The sequence below is a fragment of the Bradyrhizobium sp. Arg237L genome (assembly GCF_029990105.1).
Taxonomy (GTDB): Bacteria; Pseudomonadota; Alphaproteobacteria; order Rhizobiales; family Xanthobacteraceae; genus Bradyrhizobium.
Genome location: NZ_JAQMIL010000061.1, coordinates 1 through 15,420, shown reverse-complemented (window position 1 = coordinate 15,420; position 15,420 = coordinate 1). Strand labels below are relative to the sequence as shown.

Below are 15,420 nucleotides of genomic sequence, written 5' to 3'. Positions count from 1 at the left end.
CGAGCGTTCACAGGCCATGGCGTCTCGCGCTAGCGCGTCATGGGGAGGTTTATGACGGGTTGCGTCTTACGGCGTTTCCACCGCGAGGCTGACGATCTTTTCCTTCTGCAGCCTGCCGAGCAGCGCGGCAACGTCGTTCTTGCTCATCGCGCTATTGCCGAACTGGATGCGGAACATGCCCTCGCGGGCCCCGCCAATGATCGAGGCCTGGTAATTGTCGAGCAGCGCCGTGATGTCGGAAATCCGGGCGTCCGGCGCGAATCGCACCAGCGCGCGCGGCGGGCTGGCCGCCGCACCAAGGTCGCGGGTGATCGGGGCCGCGGATCGCAACTCCGGTGCAGCCGCCCGCGGCTCCAGCGTTAGCGACGCCGTCTGGAACGAACTGCCCTGGCTCTTCATCATCAGCACCGCGCCGATCACGCCGGCCTGCAGCAGCAGCACGATCGCGCCGACGCCTGCCGACCACGCCAGCGTCCGCGGCGACAGGCTTGCGAAGAATTGCGAGATTCGCCTCGAAAGGCTCACCGAAGCCGGCCGTGTGCGCACCGGCTCCTGGTCGATCTCGGCGAACAGCTTCTGCATCGCGCGCATGGACGGCGCGCCCAGGCTCTCGTTGAGGCGGATGGTCTCGGCATATTCCTCGCGGATCACGGCGTATTGCCCGGCGAGTTCCGCATCGCTGGCCAGCGCCTCCTCGACACGCCGCGCATCGCGCGCGTTCAACGTGCCCGTGGCATGCCAAGGCAGCAGCAGTTCGACGTCGCTGGGCTCCTCCAGCATCTTCCTTCTCGCCGCCATCATGGCCAACCTCGCTCTATGCCGGCTGCCTTGAGCAGTTCGGCCAATTTCTTGCGCGCATAGAACAGGCGCGTCTTCACGGTGTTCTCCGGAATACCAACGATCTCGGCCACTTCCTCCACGGACTTCTCGTGGTAGTAGACCAGATCGACAATCTCCCGGTGCTCCAGCGAAAGTGCCGTCAGACACTTGCGCAACGCTTCACCCGTATCCTTCTTCTGCACCGCCACTTCCGGATCGTCGGACGCATCCTCGATCGCGTTCGCGGCGTCCTCGTCCAGTTCAGCGTCCTTCCTGCGCCGCAGCGCAGACAGGGCCTTGAACCGGGCGATCGCCAACAGCCAAGTTGAGACGGCAGATCGTCCTTCGAATTTGCCGGCCTGGCGCCAGACATCGAGAAACACCTCGCTGATGAGGTCTTCCGCGACCTGTTCGTCCCGCACAAGCCGGAGTCCGAAACGGTACACTCTGACGTGGTGCCGCCCGTACAGCACCTGCATGGCGAGCCGGTCGCCTTGAGCGATCCGGGCGATCAGAACCTCGTCTGAAGCCGCCTGTGTCGCGCTCAATGGCCGTCTCGCAAGATTGGTCGAGAGGGGGTGGGGGCTGGTTCGATGGCGAGAGCAGAATTCTTCACATTACCGCAATGTGCAGAACGCATGTGTGAGCCATCCCACAAACTCCGAATTCCGTGTGAACTCCGCACTCCCGCCCCCAAATTAGGTATTATGGTAGGGGCAAGCTTCCCCGAGACCATGCCGCCTGCTCGCGACCTTAGCAAGAGTCGGCGCATAAGGCAGTCCTCCCGCCAACTCCCACCCGTCGCGCCCGGCACTCGTCCGCCGCGATTGCCTTGTCAGGGTTCGCCCGATTTTCACCTGCGAAAACAAGGGAGATGGCAGGGTTCTACGGACCAGAATCGGGGCCGAAAGATACCAAACCTAAAGGCTTTTCCCCGTAGATTTTGCGAGTTTTCCTCTCGATGGCGAGCGCATGGGCATCGCGGCGTCCTCATTTCTGAACCCGGTTGCGGGCGGATTGAATGGCCGCGGCTCACGGCTGGCTGCCACGAAGCCGTTGCGCCGCGCCAGACGTCGGCGCCAGATCCAGGCGATGATCGGCGTCTGCTACGTTTTCGACGCCCTCGTGCTCCTGGTCTATGCGAGCGCCGGCACAATCCCGATGGCGATGGGCATGGCCTACGCGCTTTGCGGGTTGGGCCTGTGCGCCGTCTACGTGCTGCTTTCCGAGCTCGGCTTCCACGATCGCTTCAGGGATCACTATCTGGTCGCGCCGCAGTCGGCCCTCCACATGGCGAACCAGCTCGCATTCACCTACATCGCGCCGCAAGTCGGCGTGCTGTTCCTGTGCAATCTGTTCGTGGTGTTCGGCTTCGGCGCGCTCAGGACCTCGGCGCGACAGACCGCCCTGATCTGGACGGTGATGGTGCTCGGCCTCGCCGCACTGTTCCTCCTGACCGACAAGCCGATCTCGATGCCGCATGGCAACACCCTGGAGCGGCTCGCCACGATGCTGGTCTTTGCGCTCACCATCGGGCGCTGCATGTTCTTAGGGATCCTCTCCAGTTCGATGCAGCAATCGCTGTACCAGAACGGGCAGAAGCTGAAGGAAGCCTACAAGCGCATCGAGGAGCTCGCCGAGCTTGACGAGCTGACCGGCGCATTCAACCGGCGCAGCATCATGCGGACGCTGGACGAGGAGATCGTCCGCTCCGAGCGCACCGGCGCGCCCTGCTCGGTCGCACTGATCGACCTCGACTGGTTCAAGCGCGTCAACGACGTCTATGGCCACCCGACCGGCGACGAGGTGCTCAGGACCTTCGCGATCTCCATGTTCGCCAACATCCGCAGCATCGACCGCTTCGGCCGCTACGGCGGCGAAGAGTTCCTGCTGATATTGCCCGAGTTGAACGAAGATGGCGCCACGCGCGCGCTGGACCGGCTGCGGGTCATCATCGCCGAGCTCGACTGGAGCGCGTTCTCGCCGGGCATGAAGGTGACGATTTCCGCCGGCATCGCAACGCTGCGGCCCAACGAGGGCCCGGACACGCTTCTCGCGCGCGCCGACAGCGCGCTTTATGCGGCCAAGGCACGGGGACGCAATCGCATCGTCAGTGCATGAGCAAACGAATTCGCTTCCACCGTCGGAGAATCCGGCGCGGTGGCATCGCCAATACTCCAGGACAGAGTCACAGTCATGAATTTGAAACCCGCAATTGCCCCCGAGAACTTGCTTGACGAGTTGCAGGCAACGCTCGCGCATGGAACGGTGGCGCGCCGGGTCGAGACCCTGCGCCGCGTGACCGATCTTTTCGTCAACGGCGCGGTGGACTATTCGGACCAGCAGATCGCGCTGTTCGACGATGTCTTCCAGTGCCTGCTGCTTCACATCGAAGCCTCGGCGAAGGCGCTATTGTCCAACCGGCTGGCGCCGATCGACACCGCTCCGCCGTTGACCGTCCGGACGCTTGCCTTCGACGACATGATCGAGGTCGCCGGCCCCGTGCTGACGCAATCGAGCCGGCTCGACGATGACACCCTGATCGAGACCGCACGCAACAAGAGCCAGGCGCATCTGATGGCGATCTCGGCGCGCAAGACGCTGAGCGGCGCCGTCACCGACGTGCTGGTGCTGCGCGGCAATGACGAGGTGATCCAGAGCACCGTCAACAATCCCGGCGCCGAATTCACCGAACGCGGCTTCACGCGGCTGATCAGCCGCGCCGAAGGCGATGACGACCTTGCGACCTGCATCGGGCTGCGTCCGAGCATGCCGCGGCATCTCTATCTGAAACTGCTGGCGAAGGCATCGGACACGGTGCGGCATCGGCTCGAAACCGCCAACCCGCAGCAGGCCAAGGAGGTGCCGAGCGCGGTGCGCGAGGCGACGCGGCGCGCTCGCTCCTCGCCCTCGGCGGTCACGCGTGATACGGCGATCGCCCATGCGCTGGTGAAGTCGCTGTATGAGGATGGCCGGCTCGACGAATTCCAGGTGGCGGCGTTCGCCGACGCCGGCAAGTTCGACGAGACCAATGCCTCGATAGCAGCTCTTGCCAATGTGAGTCTGGCCGTTGCCGAGAACATGATGATCGAAACCCGCGCCGAAGGCGTGATGATCCTGGCCAAGGTCGCAGGCTTCTCGTGGTCGACCGTGCGCTCGATCATCAACCTGCGCGACGAATTGTCAGGCGGCGAGCCGACCGATCTCCTGGCCTGCATGGAGACCTACGAAAGGCTCCGGCCATCGACCGCGCAGCAGGTCTTGCGCTTCCACCGCATGCAGCAAACCGCGCCCGCCGCGTAGCCTTCACACTCGTCATTGCAAGTCCCGTAGCCCGGATGGAGCGAAGCGTAATCCGGGGCCGGCTCGTTCAGTGGCGGCGCGCTGGTCCCGGATTGCGCTTCGCTCCATCCGGGCTACGGATCGCAATTCACTGTCAATATCGAAGCACCTTCGAGCCGATCACTGCGCCGATCGCGGCGACCAGCGCGGTCCCGATCGTGTACCAGGTCGCCACGAACAGCGGTGAATCATCGGCGCAATGCGATGCGTAGAGCGTTGCCGCCAGCCCCGCCGCCACCAGGCCTGCGATGGCGCCGGCAACTGCCGGACGCGCCGGCGCGCCATGGCGCAGGCCGAACAAGGCGGCCGCGAGCAGCGGGAGCGACATCAAGGGAATCGAGATCAGGCATGCCCGCGAATTGTTGCCGACGAGCCGCGTCATCATCGGCGCGCGCTGAGGCATCATCATCTCGCCGCTGATCCCGGCCACGAGCAGCCCGGCCGGAACAAGCAGCCACCAGCCAAAGCCGCGCAGCGAAGCCTCGGGCCGCGATAGATGCAGGCTGACGGCGATTGCCGAAGCGGCGAGCGCCAGCGTCACCGCGAACTTCATACCGAAGAACGGATTGTGCATCGCGGTCATGACATCGGGCCTGACGCCGAGCTCGGTGAAGAACATCAGCAAGGAAATCGGTGCGGCGGCGAGCAATGCCAGCATCAGGACAAAGCCCACCGGCTGTGCGCGCTTGACGTTGTCGGCAGCGAGCGTGCGAATGAGCTGATCGGTATCCATGCTCAACTCTCCCGCAGTTTCGCCGTCAGGTTGGCGAGCCCGCGATGCAACGCCACCCGCACGGCGCCCTCGCTCATCGAGAATTTTGCCGCCGTATCCTTGATCGAGGCGCTGTCGACGGCGATCGACTGCAGCACCTCGCGCTGCCGCGCCGGCAATGCGTTCAGATGCGCGGCGATTTCGCTCGCGGAGGCCCTCTCCTCCTGCGCCTCACCGGGCAGGGTCTCGGCAAAATCGTCGATGTTGACGAACGCCCGCTTGCCCCGGCGGCGCAGTGCATCGATCAGCTTGTTGCGGGCAATTGCGAACAGCCAGGGCGCAAACGGAGCGTTTACGTCCCATGTGTGTCGCTTCGAATGCACCGCCAGCAGAATGTCTTGCACGATATCCTCGGATTGATCGATCGGTTGGCCCGCGCGCGCCAAGCCACGGCGCGCGGCCGCCCGCAGGACCGGCGTGATCGCCTTCAGCAGGCGATGATACGCCGTGCTGTCGCCTGAAATGGCCGACCGCATCAGGCCGGTCCATTCGTCCTCACGTTCGCGCACGCGCGCTCCCACAACGCAATTCGGTCGATCCTTCAATTTGTTACGCCGGGAGCGAATCTATCACAAAATCGTGAAACGGCGCCCGGGCGACAGAATCTCAAATCCGGACCAGCGTAAGTCGATTGGGCCGTTCGAGATCCGCAGCGCTCTTAACATCGATTGCCGGAGCTCGCACCGGTGGAACGCAAGCACAGAATTTTGCCTGGAGGAAAATCGACGCTGTGCCCGAAAGCAGCCGTTTTGGCGCAACAGTGCCGCCCCGTTTTGGCCCGGCAAAACCCGAAGATTCCCTTTTTCTGCCCCGCTGAGGACACGCCTCGGGGTCTCATTTCGCCCCTCAGGGGCGGGCAAATGGGGAGATTGTCAGATGATCACCAAAGCCAGCGGGCTTCTGGCGGTGCTTGTGGCCGCAGGGCTGTTTGCATACGTCGCCGCGCCGTCCCCGGTCGAGGCGGCAGGTTCGGGCAGCACGACTGCCTCGGACTCTGATAGTGCGGCAAGTGTTAAGAAACAGAGTACGCGTCACGCAAAGCGCGACAAGTCGGCCAAGACCGATTCCAAATCCTCCGAATCCAAGTCCTCCGAATCCAAGTCGTCCGAGGCCAAGAAGCCGGATAGCGCCGAGACCGCCGACGCCGCAGCCGTGTCGCTTCCGGCATTGGTCGCCAATGCCAAGGCCGAACTGACCCCCAACGTCCCTGCCGACAATGCGAGCGCGATGTCGGCGAAGGCCAACACGCTGCTCGCCGAATCCGACAAGCCCGACGAGACAAAGGCGCCCGGTGATGCCGACGTCGTCGCCTCCGACCAGCTCAACGAAGTCGATCGCGCGCTGCAGGACAGCCAGCAGCAGAATCAGCCCGCCGCACAGCCGCAGCAGTCTGCCCCGGCAGTCGCGATGACAACCGCTCAGGCGGCGCCGGTCGCCAGCGCCGACGACTCGACCTGGGACCGGACTTCCCTGATCGGCAAGATGTTCATCGCTGCGGGCGCGTTGCTGACCATGGCGTCTGCTGCCCGCATGTTCATGGCCTGACGTCCCCTTGTGCCCGGACGCGCGGCGCAAATTGCGTCACACCGCGTCCGGGAGCCCACTTGAAGCCCACCCCGTCAGCGGGCACATTGCCGCTAGATCAGGAAAACGGGGTGGATCATGTCGACGTTTGAACACATCATTGTCGAGAGCAAGGGCGCGGTCGGCATCATCAAGTTGAACCGTCCCAAAATGCTCAACGCGCTCTCCTTCGGCGTCTTCCGCGAGATCGCAGCCGCAGTCGACGACCTCGAGGCGGACGACGCAATCGGATGCATCGTGCTGACCGGCAGCGAAAAGGCCTTTGCCGCCGGCGCCGACATCAAGGAGATGCAGCCGAAAGGCTTCATCGACATGTTCACCAGCGACTTCGCCGCGATTGGCGGCGACCGCGTCGCCAGATGCCGCAAGCCGACGATTGCGGCGGTGGCGGGATATGCCCTTGGCGGCGGCTGCGAGCTTGCCATGATGTGCGACATCATCATCGCTGCCGACAACGCGAAGTTCGGTCAGCCCGAGATCACGCTCGGCACGATCCCCGGAATCGGCGGCACGCAGCGGCTGACGCGTGCGATCGGCAAGTCGAAGGCGATGGATCTCTGCCTCACCGGACGGATGATGGATGCCGCCGAGGCCGAACGCTCCGGCCTCGTCAGCCGCATCGTGCCCGCTGACAAGCTGATGGACGAAGCACTCACCGCCGCTGAAAAGATCGCGTCGATGTCGCGCCCGGCGGTCGCGATGGCCAAGGAAGCCGTCAACCGCGCCTTCGAGACCACGCTGTCGGAAGGTCTCAACGTCGAGCGCAACCTGTTCCACTCGACCTTCTCGCTCGAAGACCGTTCCGAAGGCATGGCCGCCTTCATTGAGAAGCGACAGCCTGCGAATAAGAACAGGTAAGTTCCCCGTCTTCGGGCGAAGAAGTTGCGCGCCCAGAATCCGTTCGTCCGCTTTCGCAAGCGGCGAAATGGATTCCGGGCTCATCGCGCAGCGCAATCCTTCACGACCGTCATTCGCCTGTGACGAACCGGCAACAGACAAGCACTGATTCGATGTGCAGATGTCGCGCGACCGTTTGTCAGTAGCGATACCATCCCCTAAACGGTAGATGTGACCCAGTCGACGGGGGCGGACAGTCGGGGTGGTTTGCGGGTTATTATGATCGGACGTGCCGCTAGAGTTAGCGACGTGAGAAGGCGTTTGCTTCAGACGGGCATTTGCCTTGGCGTTATGCTTTGTGTCGATTTCGCCGCCTCGGCGGTCCATGCGGAGGGCCTCCCTGAAGCGCTCGCCAAAGCCTACCAAACCAATCCGGCACTGAATGCCGAGCGGGCGCGGCAACGTGCGACCGACGAGAACGTGCCGCAGGCGCTGACCGGCTATCGTCCGCAGATCGCCGCAACCCTCTCCGCCGGTTTGCAGGCGGTGCGCGACCTCTTGCCAAATAACGTCGTTCAGACCGCGAACCTGAAGCCGTGGCAGATTGGCCTGACGGTGACGCAGACGCTGTTCAACGGTTTCAAGACCGCCAACAGCGTGCGGGTGGCGGAACTGCAGGTGCAATCCGGCCGCGAGGCGCTGCGCAATGTCGGCCAGGGCGTGCTGCTGGACGCGGTGACCGCTTATACCAATGTGCTCGCCAACCAGTCCTTGGTCGAAGCGCAGCGCGCCAACGTCGCGTTCCTGCGCGAAACGCAAGCCATCACGCAGAAGCGCCTCAATGCCGGCGATGTCACGCCGACCGACACGGCGCAGGCCGAAGCGCGACTGAACCGCGGGCTTGCCGATCTCAACGCCGCCGAGATCAGTCTCGCGATCAGCCAAGCGACTTACGCACAGGTCATCGGCAATGCGCCCGGGCAATTGCGGCCGGCCGAGACCACCGACCGCCTGCTGCCGCGCAACCGCGAGGACGCAATCGGTCTCGCCTTCAAAGAGCACCCGGCGGTGATGGCGGCAAGCTACGACGTCGACGTCGCCTCGACCACGATCCGCGTCGCTGAAAGCAGCCTGATGCCGAATGTCACGGTGCAGGGCAGCGTGAGCCGCAGCCGCGACTCCGACCCGACGCTCGGCACATTCGGAACCGATCAGGCTTCCATCATCGGCCAGTTGAACCAGCCGATCTATGACGGCGGCATGGCGGCGTCCCAGACCCGGCAGGCCAAGGAAGTGGCGGCGCAGAGCCGGCTGGTGCTCGACCAGGTTCGTAACCAGGCGCGGACCGCTGCGATCAGCGCCTGGGTCGCCAACGAAGGCGCCAAGACGGCGGTCTCCGCTTCCGAGTCCGAAGTCCGTGCCGCGAACGTTGCGCTGCAGGGCGTGCAGCGCGAGGCGGCCGGCGGCCAGCGCACCACCGTCGATGTGCTCAATGCACAACAGGATTTGATCTCGGCCAGGGCCCGGCTGATCGGCGCGCTGCGCGACCGCGTGATCGCCTCCTACAGCCTGCTCAGCGCCATCGGCCGGCTCGACGTCAAGACACTCAATCTCAACACGCCGGATTATCTGCCGGAAGTGCATTACCACCAGGTGCGCGACGCCTGGCACGGGCTGCGCACGCCGTCCGGACAATGATCCCGGTATAGGCACCGCCGCCTTCCCGCCCGCACATTCGCCCTGTAACCTCGCTCAACCAGCGGCTGATAACGCTGGGGCGCAGCAAGCGCCGATCAAATGAGGAAACGCAGGGAGAAGACCAATGCTGACGCGACGCAGTATGATGCTTGCCTCCATCGCGGCCGGAGTGATGATGAACAACAGAGACGTCCACGCCAAGGCAGCGCAGCCATCGACGCCGGTGAATTTCGACGTGCCGGCCGGCGCCTGCGACTGCCACACCCACATCCATGGCGATCCCCAGAAATTCCCGTTCTTCACCGGTCGCGTCTACACGCCGGAGCCGGCCTCGCCGGAGGAGATGAGCGCGCTGCACAAGGCGCTCGGGATCGAGCGCGTGGTGATCGTGACGCCGAGCGTCTACGGCACCGACAATTCCGCGACCCGCTTCGGCATGATGGCGCGCGGCGCGACCGCACGGGGGGTGGCTGTCATCGACGACAAGACGCCGGAAAGCGATCTCGATGCGATGCAGAAGGACGGTTTTCGCGGCATCCGCCTCAATCTCGCAACCGGCGGCATCAACGATCCCAATGTCGCCCGTGCCCGCCTGACCTCCGGAATCGACCGCGTCAAGGCGCGGGGCTGGCATGTGCAGGTGTACACAAACTTGCCCCTGATCCCTGCGGTCAAGGACCTCGTCGCGGCATCGCCCGTGCCTGTTGTCTTCGACCATTTCGGCGGCGCGCAGGCCGCGCTCGGCGTGGAACAACCGGGTTTTCCGGACCTTGTCGAACTGGTGAAGTCCGGCAAGGCCTATGTGAAGATCTCCGGCGCCTACCGCGCCTCCAAGCTCGCGCCCGACTATCAGGACGCAATCCCCCTCGCCAAGGCCCTGATCGCGGCAAATCCCGACCGCATCGTCTGGGGCACCGACTGGCCGCATCCCGATACGGTTGTCCCACCCGGAAAGCAGGTCACGGATGTTGTTCCGCTGTACCAGATCGACGACGGGCGGCTCCTCAACCAGCTCGCGGTGTGGGCGCCGGACACAGCGACGCGCAAGAAGATCCTGGTCGACAACCCGGCTCGGCTCTACGGCTTCACCTCCTAGAGTCGCGCCGCGAGAAATAGGAGATCAGGACCGGCAGCGTCACGAGGATGACGAGCGGCGCCAGCATCATGCCGGTCACGACCACGACTGCCAGCGGCTTCTGCACCTGCGAGCCGATCCCTTCCGACAGCGCCGCCGGCAATAGCCCGACGCCGGCGACGACGCAGGTCATCAACACCGGGCGCAGTTGCAATTCACCGGTGCGGACCACGGCCCGCATCCGGTCGTAACCTTCATCGATGAGCTGGTTGAACTGCGACAGGATGATGATGCCGTCCATCACGGCAATGCCGAACAGCGCGATGAAGCCGATCGCGGCCGAGACGCTGAAGGGAATGCCGGAGACCAGCAGCCCGAGCACGCCGCCGAAGATCGCCATCGGGATCACGCTCATGGCGAGCAGCGTGTCGACCATCGAGCCGAAATTGAGGAACAGCAGGATCGCGATCAAAGCGAGGCTGATCGGCACCACGATCGACAGCCGCTTGATCGCGTCCTGCAGATTGCCGAACTCGCCGACCCATTCGATACGCGATCCCGGCGGGAGCTTGACCTGGTCCGCGACCTTCTGCTGCGCCTCCTGGATCGCGCTGCCGAGGTCGCGCTCGCGCACCGAGAATTTGATCGGCAGATAGCGTTCCTGCTGCTCGCGGTAGATATAGGCGGCGCCCGAGATCAGCTTGATCGAGGCCACTTCGCTCAGCGGGATCTGCGTGATCCCGCCGTTCGGGTTGGCGACGCCGATGCGTAGGTTCTGGATCGCTTCGGCGCTCTTGCGGTATTCCGGGGCGAGCCGCACGATGATCGGAAAATGCCGGTCACTGCCGGGCTCATAGAGATCGCCGGCGCTGTCGCCGCCGACCGCGACCTTGATCGTGGCATTGATGTCGCCCGGCGACAGGCCGTAGCGCGCGGCGCGGGCGCGGTCGACGTCGATCTGGATCGTCGGCTGGCCGAGCGAGGTGAACACGGCAAGGTCGGTGATCCCCTGCACCGTCGAGAGCACCGACTTGATCTGATTGGCCGTGTCGGTCAACGCCTGCAGGTCGCTGCCGTAAAGCTTGATCGAGTTCTCGCCCTTCACGCCCGAGACCGCTTCGGAGACGTTGTCCTGCAGATATTGCGAGAAGTTGAATTCGACGCCGGGGAACTTGTCCTGCAACTGCGCCAATAGCTGCGCGGTGAGCTCATCCTTGTCGTGCGTGCCGGGCCATTCGCTTGCCGGTTTCAACGGCGCGAAGAACTCGGCGTTGAAGAGACCGGCTGCGTCGGTTCCGTCGTCGGGGCGGCCGTGCTGCGACACCACCGATTCCACCTCGGGACGGGCGCGGATCATCCGGCGCATCTCGTTGACGTAAGCGTTACCCTCCTGCAGCGAGATTGTGGGCGGCAGGGTGGCACGGATCCACAGATTGCCCTCTTCCAGCTTGGGCAGGAATTCGAGCCCGAGCAAGCGCACCGACAGCGCGGTCAAGAACACGAGGGCGACAGCGCCGGCCATCACCACTCGCCGGTTGGCGATCGCCCAGTTCAGGACGGGCAGATAGATGCGATTGAGCTGCCTGACGATCCAGGTCTCGGTTTCCTCGATATGCGCGGGCAGGATGATCGCGCTCAGCGCCGGCGTGATCGTGAAGGTCGCAAGCAGACCGCCGGCCAGCGCGTAGGCATAGGTCCGCGCCATCGGCCCGAAGATGTTGCCCTCGACGCCGCTCAGCGTGAACAGCGGCAGGAAGGCGGCAACGATGATGGTGGCGGCAAAGAAGATCGAGCGCGATACGTCGGCAGACGCCGACAGGATCGCGTGGCTCTTGATGCCCATCATGGTTTCGGCGGAGATATGGCTCTGCTCGGCTTCAGAAAGCGGAGTGGTCTGTGACAGGCGGCGGAAGATCGCCTCCACCATGATGACGGTGGCATCCACGATCAGCCCGAAGTCGATCGCGCCGACCGACAACAGATTGGCGGATTCGCCGCGCAGCACCAGGATGATCACGGCGAAGAACAGCGCGAAGGGAATGGTTGCGCCGACGATCAGCGCGCTGCGGAGGTCGCCGAGGAATATCCATTGCAGCAGCACGATCAGGAGGATGCCGACCACCATGTTGTGCAGCACGGTGTGAGTGGTGAGATCGATCAGGTCCTTGCGGTCATAGACACGCTCGATCCGCACCCCCGGCGGCAGGATCGAGGAATTGTTGATGGATTTGACCAGTTGCTCGACGCGGGCGATCGTCGGCGAGCTCTGCTCGCCGCGGCGCATCAGCACGATGCCCTGCACGATGTCATCGTCATTGTCGATGCCGGCAATCCCGAGCCGCGGCTTCTCGCCGATGGTGACCGTCGCAATATCCCTCACCAGCACAGGGTTGCCGCCGGACTGCGACACCATGGTGTTGTTGAGATCGTCGACCGAACGGATCAGGCCGACGCCACGCACCACCGCGGACTGGCTGCCGATATCGACCGTGTTGCCGCCGACATTGATGTTGGCGTTGCTCACCGCCTGCAACACCTGCGGCAAGGTCAGGCCGTTGGCGACGAGCTTGTTGAAATCGACCTGCACTTCATAGGTCTTGGTCTTGCCGCCCCAGCCGGTGACGTCGATCACGCCGGGCACGGCGCGGAAGCGGCGTTGCAGCACCCAATCCTGCAATGTCTTCAAATCGAGGACGCTGTAGTTGGGCGGGCCGACCAGGCGGTAACGAAAAATCTCGCCGATCGGGCTGAGCGGCGAGATCGTCGGCTGCACATTGCCCGGCAAAGGCGGCAGTTGCGCGAGGCGGTTCAGGACCTGCTGCAGCGCCTCGTCATAGGTGTAGTCGAAGGAGAACTGCAGCTTGACGTCGGAGAGGCCGTAGAGCGAGATCGTGCGGATCGTGCGCAGGTTCTTCAGCCCGGCGACCTGGGTCTCGATCGGAATCGTGATGTAGCGCTCGATCTCCTCCGCCGACAGGCCCGGGCTTTGCGTCACGATGTCGACCATCGGCGGCGTCGGATCGGGATAGGCCTCGATGTTGAGGTGCTGGAAGGCGATCAGGCCACCGATCATGACGGCGGCGAAGATGCCGACCATCAGATAGCGGCGGCTGACTGCGAGAGCGACGAGGCGATCCATTTCAGATCGAAGCTTTCAATAATCCGGGAATGTCAGGTACCGGAGGCGGCGCGGTCGATGAACAGGCTGCCCTTGGTGACGATCTGCTCGCCTGGCCGTAGATTGCTGACGATCTCAACGAGATCGCCATTGGTGATCCCCGGCTTGACCTGGCGCAGTTCGATCGTTTTGTCCGGATGCGCGACCCAGACGCGCACCTGGTCGCCTTCATAGATCAGCGCCTGCTTGGGCACGCCGACCGCGGGATGGTCGCCCGGCGAATAGAGTGTGACATTGGCGAACATCTCCGGCTTCAGCGCGCCATCCGCGTTGTCGATGGTGGCGCGGACCAGGAGCCGGCGCGTCGTCGGATCGATCGCTGCGGCGACATAATTAATGCGCGCGGTCAGCGAGCGGCCCGGCAGCGCCATCACGCTGAAGGTGACGTCCTGCCCGACCGCGACCTTGGCGGCGTCGCTCTCGCGGACGAAGGCGAGCAGCCAGACGGTCGAGAGATCGCCGATGACATAGACGGGATCGCTGGCGCCGGAGGAGACATATTGCCCGGGGCCGGCCTTGCGCTGCACCACCGTGCCGCCGATCGGCGCGAAGATCGTGATCTCCGGATTGATGCCGCCCTTCTGGCGCAGCGCATCGATGTCTCCGTCGCCGAAGCCCAGGATGCGCAGCTTGTTGCGCGCGGCCTCCAGCGTCGTCTGAGCCGAGCGCAGATCGTTCTGCGCCTGGACCAGCGTGGCCTGGCTCTGCTGATAGTCCTTCAGCGGCACGGCCTTGCCTTCGAACAGGCTCTTGGCGCGATCGTCCTGGATCTGCGCCAGATCGACCGCGGACTTCGCCTTGTTCACGCTGGTCATCGCCGAGATGTAGTCGTTCTGCGCCTGCACGGTGTCGGCGGCCTCGATCACGAAAAGCGGCTGGCCCTTGACGACGCTGTCGCCGGGCCGCGCCAGGAGCTTGGTGATGCGGCCGGTATAGGGCGAGAACACCGGGGTGGAGCGATCCTCGTCGATGCCGATCTTGCCCTCGGTCACGTATTCGGCACGGAAGGCACGCTCGGAGACCGGCTGCAGGCTCAGGCTTGCCCATTCGGCAGGGGTCGGCGTGTAGCGTTGCAGCCCTTTGCGGGATTGGCTCGAAATCTCCGAATGGCCGCCATTTGCCCCCTTGGTGTGCAGGGATGCGTAAGCCATGCCGCCGGCAACCGCCAGCACGGCCACGACCAGCGCCACGTGCTGACGGCTAAGGGTCTGCAATCGCTTGGTAATGTCTTTGACCATGGGCCGTGGCTGATGTCGGAGGTTCCGCTGCGCGCTAATAGTGCCCAATTACCGGTTCAGACAACCAAAAAAGCGACAATTGGACGCAGGTCTCCGGTTTATCTTTGGACAGTGAGGCATGAACGCCGGGTGAATGCCAAGCCCCGGGCAATTCCGGGGTGGCGGCCGGCGAAACTAAAGCGGGCCGTGTGACAGGCCCTGCCGTGCGCAGGCAGATCCTGCCTGACGATCCCTCCTGTTTTGACGATGCCGACCGCCTGCCTTTTTCGGCATGGTTGAACCGGTCGCGCTTCGGCATTCCCTCAATCTTGTGCCCAAGAGCAGTGCCCGAACTGGGAAGGAGTTGCAATGGCCATCAATCCCTTGACCGCCGCCGCCGTGGTGCTGGCGACGGCCGCAACCGATGCGGTCTACGTCATGTTCACGTCCGCCGTCGTTGCGCGCAAGCGCGTGCCGGCTGCAACCTGGAGCAGCGTCTGGTACGTGCTCTCGTCCTATGCGGTCATCAGCTATACCGAAAACTCGATCTACGTGTTGTTCGCCGCGATCGGCTCCTGGATCGGCGCCTACGCAACGATGACGTTCTTGCATCGACCTCCCGGCGGGCCGCCGGTCGGGGCGGCGGTGGAGTGAGGCGGATGTGCGCAGATAGTGCGTAGGGTGGGCAAAGGCGCACTTGCGCCGTGCCCACCCTACGGCGTCGCCGCGACTTATGATTCAAATTTCAAACAGCGGAGGGGATGTGAGTCCGTATTCTCGCGGCGTGATGCGCCCGAGGTTTGCTTCACTTTCCACCCTCCTCGATGTCAGAGGGCGCAGGGAAAGCCGGGTGCTGGTTGCACCCGTGGGTCCCGTGCAACAAAAAGCACGGGGGTAG

Annotated in this window: 13 protein-coding genes; 7 read left to right on the top strand and 6 right to left on the bottom strand. The window is 64.0% G+C overall.

Annotation, left to right across the window (positions count from 1 at the left end; all coding sequences use genetic code 11):
- Positions 1 to 66 precede the first annotated feature (66 nt).
- Both OZ411_RS30595 and OZ411_RS30590 read right to left on the bottom strand, forming a co-directional pair.
- Positions 67 to 801 carry a hypothetical protein gene (locus tag OZ411_RS30595; RefSeq protein ID WP_282530949.1) on the bottom strand — a complete coding sequence of 245 codons (735 nt, stop codon included), beginning with the start codon at positions 799 to 801 and terminating at the stop codon, positions 67 to 69.
- Positions 798 to 1,367 carry a sigma-70 family RNA polymerase sigma factor gene (locus OZ411_RS30590; protein ID WP_282530948.1) on the bottom strand — a complete coding sequence of 190 codons (570 nt, stop codon included), beginning with the start codon at positions 1,365 to 1,367 and terminating at the stop codon, positions 798 to 800. Before OZ411_RS30590 ends, OZ411_RS30595 begins: the two co-directional genes overlap by 4 nt.
- Before the next feature lie 424 nt (positions 1,368 to 1,791).
- Here OZ411_RS30590 and OZ411_RS30585 point away from each other — a divergent pair, with 424 nt between their 5' ends.
- Together OZ411_RS30585 and OZ411_RS30580 are read left to right on the top strand one after the other, a co-directional pair.
- A complete protein-coding gene (locus OZ411_RS30585) occupies positions 1,792 to 2,940 on the top strand; it encodes a GGDEF domain-containing protein (protein ID WP_282530947.1) in 1,149 nt (382 codons plus the stop codon).
- 75 nt (positions 2,941 to 3,015) lie between these two features.
- Positions 3,016 to 4,122 (top strand): DUF2336 domain-containing protein, encoded by a 1,107-nt coding sequence (locus OZ411_RS30580; RefSeq protein WP_282530946.1) that lies wholly within the window; start codon positions 3,016 to 3,018, stop codon positions 4,120 to 4,122.
- 133 nt (positions 4,123 to 4,255) lie between these two features.
- Here the strand turns inward: OZ411_RS30580 and OZ411_RS30575 are convergent, their stop codons facing one another.
- A complete protein-coding gene (locus OZ411_RS30575; protein ID WP_282530945.1) occupies positions 4,256 to 4,894 on the bottom strand; it encodes a DUF1109 domain-containing protein in 639 nt (212 codons plus the stop codon).
- Between the two features lie 2 nt (positions 4,895 to 4,896).
- A complete protein-coding gene (locus OZ411_RS30570; RefSeq protein ID WP_282530944.1) occupies positions 4,897 to 5,442 on the bottom strand; it encodes a sigma-70 family RNA polymerase sigma factor in 546 nt (181 codons plus the stop codon).
- 367 nt (positions 5,443 to 5,809) lie between these two features.
- On the opposite strand from OZ411_RS30570, the gene OZ411_RS30565 reads away from it, so the two are divergent.
- The 4 genes from OZ411_RS30565 to OZ411_RS30550 all read left to right on the top strand — a co-directional run bounded on the left by OZ411_RS30565 (position 5,810) and on the right by OZ411_RS30550 (position 10,148).
- Positions 5,810 to 6,478, top strand: coding sequence for a hypothetical protein (locus OZ411_RS30565; protein WP_282530943.1), 669 nt, complete (start codon positions 5,810 to 5,812; stop codon positions 6,476 to 6,478).
- A 117-nt stretch (positions 6,479 to 6,595) separates the two neighbouring features.
- The gene (locus OZ411_RS30560; RefSeq protein WP_282530942.1) at positions 6,596 to 7,375 is read left to right on the top strand and encodes an enoyl-CoA hydratase; all 780 of its coding nucleotides are present in this window, start codon (positions 6,596 to 6,598) and stop codon (positions 7,373 to 7,375) included.
- A 330-nt stretch (positions 7,376 to 7,705) separates the two neighbouring features.
- Positions 7,706 to 9,052, top strand: coding sequence for a TolC family outer membrane protein (locus OZ411_RS30555; protein ID WP_282530976.1), 1,347 nt, complete (start codon positions 7,706 to 7,708; stop codon positions 9,050 to 9,052).
- Positions 9,053 to 9,176: 124 nt separating this feature from the next.
- The gene (locus tag OZ411_RS30550; protein WP_282530941.1) at positions 9,177 to 10,148 is read left to right on the top strand and encodes an amidohydrolase family protein; all 972 of its coding nucleotides are present in this window, start codon (positions 9,177 to 9,179) and stop codon (positions 10,146 to 10,148) included.
- Here the strand turns inward: OZ411_RS30550 and OZ411_RS30545 are convergent.
- Positions 10,138 to 13,266, bottom strand: coding sequence for a CusA/CzcA family heavy metal efflux RND transporter (locus tag OZ411_RS30545; protein WP_282530940.1), 3,129 nt, complete (start codon positions 13,264 to 13,266; stop codon positions 10,138 to 10,140). The two genes, OZ411_RS30550 and OZ411_RS30545, sit on opposite strands and share 11 nt — an antisense overlap.
- A gap of 32 nt (positions 13,267 to 13,298) precedes the next feature.
- A complete protein-coding gene (locus OZ411_RS30540) occupies positions 13,299 to 14,543 on the bottom strand; it encodes an efflux RND transporter periplasmic adaptor subunit (RefSeq protein WP_282530939.1) in 1,245 nt (414 codons plus the stop codon).
- Positions 14,544 to 14,891: 348 nt separating this feature from the next.
- Here OZ411_RS30540 and OZ411_RS30535 point away from each other — a divergent pair, with 348 nt between their 5' ends.
- The gene (locus OZ411_RS30535; protein WP_282530938.1) at positions 14,892 to 15,176 is read left to right on the top strand and encodes a hypothetical protein; all 285 of its coding nucleotides are present in this window, start codon (positions 14,892 to 14,894) and stop codon (positions 15,174 to 15,176) included.
- Positions 15,177 to 15,420: the final 244 nt, after the last annotated feature.